The following is a 10,013-nucleotide window of genomic DNA, read 5'->3' on the forward strand; positions in this document are numbered from 1 at the left end:
TCACTTTTTTGCTTCGAGGTGGTAGCGCGTGACGCGGTCGACTTCGTTCTTCGAGCCGAGGAACACGGCCACACGTTCGTGCAGGCTTTTCGGGATAATGTCCAGAATGCGCTTCTCGCCATTGGTAGCCGCACCGCCCGCCTGCTCGACGATGAACGCCATCGGGTTTGCCTCGTACATCAGGCGCAGCTTGCCCGGCTTGTCCGGCGTGCGCTTGTCGGCCGGGTACATGAAGACGCCGCCGCGATTCAGGATACGGTGCACGTCGGCCACCATCGACGCGACCCAGCGCATGTTGAAGTCGCTTTGGCGCGGACCGTCCTTGCCGGCGTTCAGTTCGCCGACGTATTGCTGGACCGGTTCGTACCAGTGGCGCGCGTTCGACGCGTTGATCGCATATTCACGCGTTTCCACCGGAATACGCATGTCGCTTTGCGTAAGCACCCACGAGCCGAGCTCGCGGTCGAGCGTGAAGCAGTTCACGCCGTTGCCGGTGGTCAGCACCAGCACGGTTTGCGGACCGTACACCGCATAACCGGCCGCCACTTGCTGCGTGCCCGGTTGCAGGAACGACTGTTCGGTGGGCTGCTGGCCGTCCGGGCAGCGCAGCACCGAGAAGATCGTGCCGATCGATACATTGACGTCGATGTTCGACGAGCCGTCGAGCGGATCGAACACAAGCAGGTATTCGCCCTTCGGGTAGTTGGCTGGGATCGGGAAGAACTGTTCCATTTCCTCCGATGCCATGCCGGCCAGGTTGCCGCCCCATTCATTCGCTTCGAGCAGGATTTCGTTCGACAGGATGTCGAGCTTCTTCTGCACTTCGCCCTGGACATTCTCGCTGCCCGCCGTGCCGAGCGCATCGCCCAGCGCGCCCTTGCTGACGTGGTAGCTGATCGCCTTGCACGCGCGCGCAACGACTTCGATCAAAAGGCGCAGGTCGGCCGGCAGGTTGTTGGTCTCGCGCTGCTGCTCGATCAGGTACTTCGTGAGAGTGGTACGACGTTGCAAAGCCATTGCTGTACTCCGGGGAGGCTTGAGGAATATCTCGATTTTAACCGCTGGTTGTGTCTACTCCGTGCTTTTGAGATGTAAGGGTGTGCGGTGACGTCGCCGAGCGCTGTATTGCGCGGCGAAATTCAGGCTTTGCGGCGTGCCTTGATGGCCGTGACATGGCCGGTGAGGCTGGCGGCGAGCGCTGCTGCACGGGCATGCTCGGGCGTGATTTTCGGCATTTTCGGCCGGTTCGCCTTCGGCATCGGCTCGATCTCGCGTTCGATCTGCTCGCCGGCCGCCGCGGTGGCGACGCGCAGGTCGTAGCCGATCTGCAGGTTCAGCCAGAACTGCGCGCTCGCGCCGAAGTAACGCTCGAGTCGCAGCGCGGTATCGGCCGAGATGGCACGCTTGCCGCGCACGATGTCGTTGATGCGCGGCGCCGGTACGCGCAGCGCAAGCGCGAGCGCATTGACGGACATGCCGAGCGGTTCAAGGAACTCGCAGCGCAGAATCTCGCCCGGATGGATTTCCGGGATGCGTTCGCCGGTGTCGATGTCGGAGAAATCGATGCTCTCCAGATCGGAGCGTTTGATGACCATGCCGGTCTCCCAATAATCAGTGATAGTCGACAATCTCGACATTCAGCGCCTCGCCGTCGACAAAATGAAAACAGATGCGCCACTGTGCGTTGATGCGAATGCTCCATTGCCCGCTGCGCTGACCCTGTAAGGCTTCGAGCCTGTTACCGGGCGGCGTGTGCAAGCTGTGGATCGAATTGGCTGCGTCGATCATCAGCAGCTTGCGCCGTGCGAGTGCCTGCATGTGAAGCGGCAGTGAATGCACGAACCTGCCCTGAAAGATTCTCGCCGTAGCTTTGTCGCCGAATGTCGTGATCATGGGATGATATAACGCATAGCGTTAAACGTAAACCGTTAAATGAATGCGTTTACTTTCGCCCTGCCGATACGATACGAACAGTCGTCCAGATGGCTAACGTTGCCGTCAAGCCGCCGCGTCAGGACGAAAAAAAGCCGGCAACACGTGCCGGCTCTTTGCATGCCAAAAGTGCTTTCAGATAGTCATCACGCCAACGCCTTCTCCACAATCTCCCGCACGTCGCGCGACTTCACCTGCGAAGCGACTTTTTCCAACGCCGCGCGCATGCCGTCGCGCAGCGTCGGCGTAAAGCGGCGCCACAATTCCAGCGAGCGGGCGAGGCGGGCGGCCACTTGTGGATTGAGTGCGTCGAGCGCGATCACCTGGTCTGCCCAGAACGCGTAGCCCGAGCCATCTTCAGCATGGAACTGCGCCGGATTCGCCGCGCAGAAGCTGAAAATCAGCGAGCGCGCGCGATTCGGGTTCTTCAGGTTGAACGCCGGATGCGCCATCAGCTTGCGCACGACGTCGATCACCGGCCGCTGCGGGCTGCCGCGTTGTGTTGCTTGCAAAGCGAACCACTTGTCGATGACGAGCGGCTCCTTTTCGAAGCGCCGGTAGAAGTCGTCCAGCGCCTGCTGCGCCTCCACGCTGCCGCCGTTGGCCGCCGACGCATTGAGCAGTGACGACAACGCCGCCGAGCGGTCGGTCATGTTGTTGGCCACGGCGTACTGCGCGGACGCGAGGCGCACGGCTTCTGCCGGATCGTCCAGTTCCGCGAGATACGACAGCGCGAGATTCTTCAACACGCGGTGACCTGAAGCGGTAGGCGTCGCCTCGTATTCGCCCGGCGTGCCATGTTGCTCGTACACCGTCAGCCAGTCTTTCTTCAGCGCGTTCGCGAGACGCTTGCGCACGAACTGGCGTGCCGCGTGAACCGCCGCCGGATTCGATTCGGCCATCTGTTCGGCCAGATACGCTTCCGACGGCAGCATCAGCGCCAATTCGCGGAACGCCGGCGAGAGCGTCTCGTCGGTCAGTACGCGGGCGAACGCGGCGACCACCGAATCGTCGAGTTGCAGCGGCGCGCCGGCCGCCGCGCGCCCGGCCAGCGCCAGCAATTCGCGCGTGGCGAGCCGTTGACCGGCTTCCCAACGGTTGAATGGATCACTGTCATGCGCGAGCAGGAACGCCAACTGGTCGACCGAATAGTCGTACTCGACGATCACCGGCGCCGAGAAATTGCGCAGCAACGAGGGTAGCGGTTCTTGCGCGACGTTGACGAACGTGAAGGTCTGTTCGGTCTGCGTGAATTCGAGCACCCGCGTGGTGGAGGGGCCGGCTTGGGCTTCACCTTCCATTTGCAGCGGCAGATCCGCGCCATCCTTGCCGATCAGGCCAATCGCGAACGGGATCAGCAGCGGTCCTTTTTGCGTTTCGCGCGCGGCCGGCGCGGCCTCGCCATAACCTTGCGTGAGCGTCACGCTGTAGCGTTGCTGCGCGGCGTCGTACCTGGTCCGAACGGACACGCGTGGCGTGCCGGCCTGGCTGTACCAGCGCTCGAATTGCGCGAGATCGCGGCCATTCGCATCGGCAAGCGCGTGACGGAAATCGTCGCAGGTCACGGCCTGCCCGTCGTGGCGCTTGAAGTACAGGTCCATGCCCTTGCGAAAACCGTCGCGGCCGAACAGCGTCTGATACATCCGCACGACTTCCGAGCCTTTCTCGTAGACCGTCATCGTGTAGAAGTTGTTGATCTCGACGTAGCTTTCCGGGCGTACCGGATGCGCCATCGGACCGGCATCTTCGGCGAACTGCATCTGGCGCAGCACGCGCACGTCCTCGATGCGTTTGGTGGCGCGCGCGGCTTCATCCGTCGCACCGCCGGCCATGTCGGCCGAGAATTCCTGATCGCGGAACACCGTCAGGCCTTCTTTCAGGCTCAACTGGAACCAGTCGCGGCAGGTCACGCGGTTGCCGGTCCAGTTGTGGAAGTATTCATGGCCGACCACTGCCTCGATGTTCGCGAAGTCGGTGTCCGTTGCCGTTTCAGGATTCGCCAGCACGTACTTCGTGTTGAAGATGTTGAGCCCTTTGTTTTCCATCGCGCCCATGTTGAAGTCGCTCACCGCGACGATCATGAAGCGGTCCAGATCGAGTTCGAGCCCGAAGCGCTCCTCGTCCCAGCGGATCGAGTGGGTCAACGAATCCATCGCGTGACGGGTCTTGTCCAGGTCGTGCGGTTCGACCCATACTTGTAACAGCTTGTCCTTGCCCGAGCCGCTCTTCACGCGTTCTTCGAGCGCGACCAGCTTGCCCGCGACCAAGGCGAACAGGTAGCTCGGCTTCCTGAACGGATCTTCCCAGCGGGCGAAATGGCGGCCGTCCGGCAGATCGCCTTCTTCGAGCAGATTGCCGTTCGACAGCAGCACCGGATAGTCGGTCTTGTTGGCGCGCAGCGTGACCGTGAAGGTCGCCATGACGTCCGGGCGGTCGAGGAAATAGGTAATGCGGCGAAAGCCCTCGGCCTCGCACTGCGTGAAGAAGTTGCCGCCCGACACATACAGGCCCGACAGCGTGGTGTTCTCCGCCGGATTGCAAATGCTAGTGAGCGTCAGTTCGAAAGCGTCGGGCACGTTGTCGAGGATCAAACCGTGCTCGTGCGCATGCGTACTGGTAAAGGGCGTACCGTCGATCGCGGCGCTGACGAACTCGAGTTGTTCGCCCATCAATTCGAAATGCGCGGCGCGGGGGGCGTCCGGATTGCGGCGCACGCGCATCGTGTTCTTGACGACGGTGCGTTCGGGGACCAGATCGAACTCCAGTGCGACGGTGTCGATCAGGAAGGCGGGCGGCGCGTAATCGGCGCGGCGGATCACATTGGGCGTTGCGGTATCGGCCATGGCGTTCTGTAGTGATGGGACTCGAGCCGTCACGCGCGAGAAGGGCACGCGAGCCGGGCTTGTCGAGCCATTGTACAAAGCCTCGGCGGATCGTGCGGGGCGAACTTTTTACCGAATCGCCAGGTCAGCGTATTATCGGTCGCGCCTTCGCGGGGCGCGCGCTTTAGCGCGCGAAAGCATGCGAACGCACGAACCCGGTCAAGACTGGCGATAACAGGCAACACGAGGTAGACCATGAACATCGATCGATGGACCCGCCGCGCCACGCTGCTGCTAGCGACGCTGACGGTGCTGCTGTCCGGCTGCACGACCTACGTGACCACCCAGGTCACGGCCTTCTCCGACTGGAGCGGCAACGACGCCACGCGGACCTATGCGTTCACCCGGGCGGCGGATCAAAAGAACAACCTCGAACTCTCCACCTACGAGCGCATTGTCGCCAATGAACTCGCGCCGTATGCGTTCCGTCTGGTCGACGCATCGCAGGCGCGTTATCTGGTTGGGCTGTCGTATGGCATTCGCTCGGACATGGTGACGGTGGCCGAGCCGGTCTACTACAACCCTTGGCCGGCGCCTTATTGGGGCCGGCCGTTCGACCCGTGGGGACCGTGGGGGCCGTACCCGGCCGGGTACGTGAATCAGAGCTACCCGATCTATACGCATCTGCTCGGCGTGCGGATCACCGAGCGTACAACCGGCAAGGAGGTCTATAACGTGACCGCGCGCAACTCCGGCGGCGAATCGTCGTTGGTGCGGGCCATGCCTTATCTGGCGCGCAGTGCGCTGGCCGACTTCCCGCTCGGCAACGGCGTCGTGCACACGGTGAAGATTCCGCTGGACAAGGACGGCGGGGCATCGAACGAGGTTGCCGGAACGGGCGCCGCGCCTGCCGCAGCGCCGGCGTCAGGCGCGAAGGTCGTGCAGTAAGCGAGCGCCTCGCTTACCTACGCGCGCTGCGGCGCAACAAAAAAAGCGGCCCGGCAGGTCATCCTTGCCGGGCCGCTTTGTTTTGCAGCTTGCCTGTGAGGCTAGCGGCCACCGCCACAGTCACTCACGGCCGCCCCGCTTAAACGCCGACACCGAACAACGCCATCGTCCCCAGAATCACGAACATCACGGCGGCGATGCCATGCACGAGCTTGGTCGGCAGCTTATGGGCGAAGCGGTCGCCGAGCAGGATTGCCGGCACGTTGGCGATCATCATGCCGAGCGTCGTGCCCGCCACCACGCCGAAGAAATCGTGAAAGCGCGCCGCGAGCGCGACGGTCGCGATCTGCGTCTTGTCGCCCATTTCCGCGAGAAAGAAAGTCACCACGGTCGCGCCGAACACGCCGAAGTGCGTGCGGCTGGTGTTGGCTTCTTCGTCGTCGAGTTTGTCGGGCACCAGAATCCACAGGCCCATCGCGATGAATGACGCAGCCAGCGCCCAGCGCATGATGGTTGGCGTGAGAAGCGAGCCGAGCCACGCGCCGAGGGCGCCGGCGCAGGCATGATTGACGAGGGTGGCGGCCAGCACGCCGAGAATGATCGGCAGCGGCTTGCGATAACGGGCGGCAAGGACGAGCGAGAGCAATTGCGTCTTGTCGCCGATTTCGGCGAGCGCGACCGCTCCGGTCGAAATGAGAAAAGCGTGATCCACGTTTTGATTGTCCCCGGGCCGAGATATGAACGAGCGACGACCCACGACACGCCGGGCCCTCTTACGGCGCGTGTGGATCATCGGTCTCGCCAGGCCAGAGGCTGCGGCTGCCATGGCCGTACAGGCCAAGTCTGTTGACAGGCGCCCCCGCGAATCGCACGCTCGACGCACCCAGATCACAGCGGCGCAGACGTGTCGCGGGGCGGCTACTCCCCAATGAGGGACGGAGTATAACAGGCCAGAATGCGCGACGCCCGAATCCGGCACTGCCGCCACCAATAAAACGCCGTAACAGTCCGTTTGCGCGAGCCGAAGCACCTGTGAAGCATTGCCATCGCGGCGAGCGGAATCGTCGAAGTGTGCCGAACTGAAACAGATGTATAGAAAGATAAATGAAAGCATGTGCGGCCACGTTTGCCGGGCGCTCTCAGCAGGACAGCCCGGCGCAAGCGGCTTTACAGCGCAATCGCGCGCGCAGAAGTGCCGCGGGAGTAGCGGATGGCTGACGTCAAGCCGCCCGTCGCACCCGCAATACGGATACAGATGGATACGTCTTTTGTGGCTGATTTAATCCAGAATATTCAGTATGATTCCGGCGACCACAGGGAGCCTTGAACAATCCACCGTAAAAGCGGCAATGGCGACTCAATAATTGGGGTCGTGTTCCGTTAACTCGCTGAACCTTATAAGAAGATTGGATTGAGCCCCGTTTGGAGATTGCCGATCCGCGCGGCGCGCACATGCTGTGACGGCTGTGTTTCCCGTCAGGCGTCCTCAGCCTCTCCTCGCTTCTACGCGCGAACACCGATATGCCCGATCTGCACTGGACCATTCCGGTCGCTCGCTGGTCTAGCTGGCCTGCTGCCGCATCTGCCGCACCCGATATCGGCTTCATCGAGCCGATCGTGCGGCGTCGCCTGAGCACTTTGTCCAGGATCGCCCTGAAGGTGGCGCATGATTGCGTGGCGCAAGATGACGTGCGGGTCGTGTTCGCCTCGCGCCACGGCGAATTGCGGCGCACCACCGACATATTGCGCTCCATCAGCGCGGGCGAGCCGGTGTCGCCGACCGCTTTCAGTCTGTCCGTGCTGAACGCGATGACCGGCGTGTTCGGCATTGCGCGCGGCGATCGCTCCGCCGCAAGTGCAATCTCCGCTGGCGCCGAAACGCTCGGCTATGCGCTGCTCGAAGCGTACGCACAATATGCGACGCAGCCTGCATCGCCGGTGCTGCTGGTGTACGCCGACGAACCGGCCGATCCCAGGTACGGCACCATTGAAGATGAAGTGCAGGGTGGTGCGATCGCGATCCTGCTGAACAAGGAAACGGCGGTGGGGCAACTCGTCTGCACGCTGTCCGGCGCGGATGCGGCGGCATCTGGCTCTGGATCTGCGCAAGCAAACCCGGCGGAAGCAGGTGCAGAAACAGACGCGGACGAGCGGTTTGCGACCCAGAGCCAGGCGCTGCAACACTGTCTCGACACTCGCAAATCCGCTGCGTGGCAAGGCACAGGCGTCACATGGCATTGGAGCTGGCATGACTGCGCGGCTTGATTATGGCTGGCGGTTCTGCGCGACAGGCATGGCGTTCGTGGTGTTTGGCATCTGCGGCGTGCTGTTCTCGGTGCTGGTGTTCCCGTTCGCGTGGCTATGGCCGCATCGGGTGTCGCGTCAGCGTGCGGTGACGAGCGTGATCCATTGGTTTTTCCGCGCGCTGGTCGCGGTGTTGCAGCGTATCGGCGTGATGGAGTTCGAGGTGTCGGGTGCACAGGTGTTGCGCGCGGCCGGGCCGGCGATCGTCGTCGCCAATCATCCGACTTATCTCGACGTGATGGTGCTGCTGTCGTTGACGCCGCGTGCCTGTTGCGTGGTGAAAAACGCGCATTGGAGCAACCCGTGTTTCTGGGGGATCGTGCGCTCGGCTGAATATGTGAGCAACGCCGATCCGTCGGCGCTCGTCGAAGCCGGCGCGCGGCAGCTTGAGGCAGGCTATACGATGATCATTTTTCCCGAAGGCACGCGCAGCCCCGCGCCGAACCGGCTGCACGCGTTTTCACGCGGTTTCGCGCATATGGCGCTGAAAGCCGGCGCGCCGATCGTGCCGGTGCTGATGGATTGCGATCCGCCGGCGTTCACCAAGCAGATGCGCTGGTACGACGTGCCGGCGCGTGCTTTCCGGATGCGCGTGAACGTGCTCGAGCCGCTTGGCGTCGAGCAGCTTGCGGCCCACGACACTTCACCGTCTCTCGCGGCGCGCAGCGTGACGAGCGCCATCGAAGCACACATTACTCAGCACCTGTTCGATTATGGATTCTTTAAAACTGGAAATTAAACAGCTTCTGATCGAAGCGCTCGATCTGGAAGACCTGAGCCCCGCCGATATCGACGACGACGCCCCGTTGTTCGATACGGACGGCATCGGTCTCGACTCGATCGACGCGCTCGAAATCGGCATCGTGCTGCGCAAACAATACCAACTGACCATCGCAGCGAACGATGAACGCACGCGCGAATACTTCCGTTCGATCAGTACACTGGCCGCGCTGGTCGCCAGTCAGCGCGCAGCGGCGCACGCTGTGAGCGAAACCACAAAGAAGGGGGAATAAATCGTGTCCGAGGCAGATATTCTTGAGCGCATCCGCGCCATCTTCAAAGAGAACTTCGCGATCGAGCCGGAACGCGTGACGCCCGAGGCGAACCTGTTCGAAGACCTCGATCTCGACAGCATCGATGCAGTCGATCTCGCGATCAAATTGCAGGAAATGACCGGCCGCCGCATCAAGCCGGAAGAGTTCAAGTCGGTGCGCACGGTCGGTGATGTGATCGGTGCGGTCGAATCGCTGCTGGCGGCGCAGGGCTGATGCCGTCCGTGCGCTCGCGCATGCAAGCGGCAGCCGGCCCTCGCGGCGAGGCTGCCCCCGGCGCCGAGCGCCGCTGGGCCGGGACCGTTGTGCAGGTCGCGTTGAAACTCGCGTATCCCGCGCTGATTCTGTGCGCGTGGCGTTGGGACACGCCGCGCTATGTCGGCTGCATGCTGTTCGCTATTTTGTGGCTGCAACGCTGGGCGGGCAGCGGCGCGGTCGCGACGTCGCTGCGGCGGCTCTCCGCGATCGATTGGGCCGTGGCCTTGCTGCTGAGCTGTGCATCCGCGGCGATCGTGCTGACCAATAGCGAGCTGCTGTTGCGCCTCTATCCGTCGCTCGTCAATCTGGGCCTGTTGATCGCGTTCGGCGCGACGCTCGTGCGCGGCCCGTCGATAATCGAAAAATTCGCCCGGCTGGGCAATCCGGATCTGCCGCCGGCCGCCGTGCGCCATACGCGCCGCGTGACGCAGGTGTGGTGTGTGTTCTTCGTGCTGAACGGCGCATTTTCCGTTTACACCGCTTTGTACTGGAGCCGCGCGAGCTGGTCGCTCTATAACGGTGCGATCGCGTACGGGCTGATCGGCGTGCTGCTGGTGGCCGAAGTGCTCTGGCGTTATCTGGTCGTGCTGCCGCGAGCCGCGCGTTCGGAGGCATGATGAACTACCCCCACGCTCACATTCGTTCGCTGCCCCCCAAGGGGGCCGCGGCCTCCCTTGGGGCGGCCCGGCGGGAGGCC

Annotated in this window: 11 protein-coding genes and 1 riboswitch; of the genes, 6 read left to right on the forward strand and 5 right to left on the reverse strand. The window is 62.8% G+C overall.

Features of this window, described 5'->3' with window-relative positions; all coding sequences use genetic code 11:
• From WN982_RS04595 to pepN, 4 genes are all read right to left on the reverse strand, one after another.
• Complete coding sequence (locus WN982_RS04595; protein WP_341314592.1) at positions 1–1,017, reverse strand: class 1 fructose-bisphosphatase; 1,017 nt, start codon at positions 1,015–1,017, stop codon at positions 1–3.
• 122 nt (positions 1,018–1,139) lie between these two features.
• Positions 1,140–1,595 (reverse strand): HigA family addiction module antitoxin, encoded by a 456-nt coding sequence (locus WN982_RS04600; protein WP_341314593.1) that lies wholly within the window; start codon positions 1,593–1,595, stop codon positions 1,140–1,142.
• 16 nt (positions 1,596–1,611) lie between these two features.
• A complete protein-coding gene (locus WN982_RS04605; RefSeq protein ID WP_341314594.1) occupies positions 1,612–1,893 on the reverse strand; it encodes a type II toxin-antitoxin system RelE/ParE family toxin in 282 nt (93 codons plus the stop codon).
• 185 nt (positions 1,894–2,078) lie between these two features.
• Entirely contained in the window at positions 2,079–4,775 is a 2,697-nt protein-coding gene (gene pepN / locus WN982_RS04610; protein WP_341314595.1) for an aminopeptidase N, read from the reverse strand.
• A 234-nt stretch (positions 4,776–5,009) separates the two neighbouring features.
• On the opposite strand from pepN, the gene WN982_RS04615 reads away from it, so the two are divergent.
• Complete coding sequence (locus WN982_RS04615; protein ID WP_341314596.1) at positions 5,010–5,702, forward strand: DUF4136 domain-containing protein; 693 nt, start codon at positions 5,010–5,012, stop codon at positions 5,700–5,702.
• Positions 5,703–5,841: 139 nt separating this feature from the next.
• Here the strand turns inward: WN982_RS04615 and WN982_RS04620 are convergent, their stop codons facing one another.
• Positions 5,842–6,414 (reverse strand): TMEM165/GDT1 family protein, encoded by a 573-nt coding sequence (locus tag WN982_RS04620; protein WP_341314597.1) that lies wholly within the window; start codon positions 6,412–6,414, stop codon positions 5,842–5,844.
• Positions 6,415–6,471: 57 nt separating this feature from the next.
• Positions 6,472–6,641, reverse strand: a riboswitch (yybP-ykoY riboswitch).
• Positions 6,642–7,223: 582 nt separating this feature from the next.
• Between WN982_RS04620 and WN982_RS04625 the strand changes: the two genes are divergently transcribed.
• The 5 genes from WN982_RS04625 to WN982_RS04645 are packed head-to-tail and all read left to right on the forward strand — an operon-like array spanning position 7,224 to position 9,933.
• A complete protein-coding gene (locus tag WN982_RS04625; protein WP_341314598.1) occupies positions 7,224–7,967 on the forward strand; it encodes a beta-ketoacyl synthase chain length factor in 744 nt (247 codons plus the stop codon).
• The gene (locus WN982_RS04630; RefSeq protein ID WP_341314599.1) at positions 7,951–8,745 is read left to right on the forward strand and encodes a 1-acyl-sn-glycerol-3-phosphate acyltransferase; all 795 of its coding nucleotides are present in this window, start codon (positions 7,951–7,953) and stop codon (positions 8,743–8,745) included. The genes WN982_RS04625 and WN982_RS04630 overlap by 17 nt, the downstream gene beginning before the upstream one ends.
• The gene (locus WN982_RS04635; protein ID WP_341314600.1) at positions 8,720–9,019 is read left to right on the forward strand and encodes a phosphopantetheine-binding protein; all 300 of its coding nucleotides are present in this window, start codon (positions 8,720–8,722) and stop codon (positions 9,017–9,019) included. The genes WN982_RS04630 and WN982_RS04635 overlap by 26 nt, the downstream gene beginning before the upstream one ends.
• Before the next feature lie 3 nt (positions 9,020–9,022).
• Positions 9,023–9,274, forward strand: a complete 252-nt coding sequence (locus WN982_RS04640; protein WP_115098760.1) for an acyl carrier protein — start codon at positions 9,023–9,025, stop codon at positions 9,272–9,274.
• Positions 9,274–9,933, forward strand: coding sequence for a hypothetical protein (locus tag WN982_RS04645; protein ID WP_341314601.1), 660 nt, complete (start codon positions 9,274–9,276; stop codon positions 9,931–9,933). Before WN982_RS04640 ends, WN982_RS04645 begins: the two co-directional genes overlap by 1 nt.
• Positions 9,934–10,013 lie beyond the last annotated feature (80 nt).

The organism is Paraburkholderia sp. IMGN_8 (assembly GCF_038050405.1).
GTDB lineage: Bacteria > Pseudomonadota > Gammaproteobacteria > Burkholderiales > Burkholderiaceae > Paraburkholderia.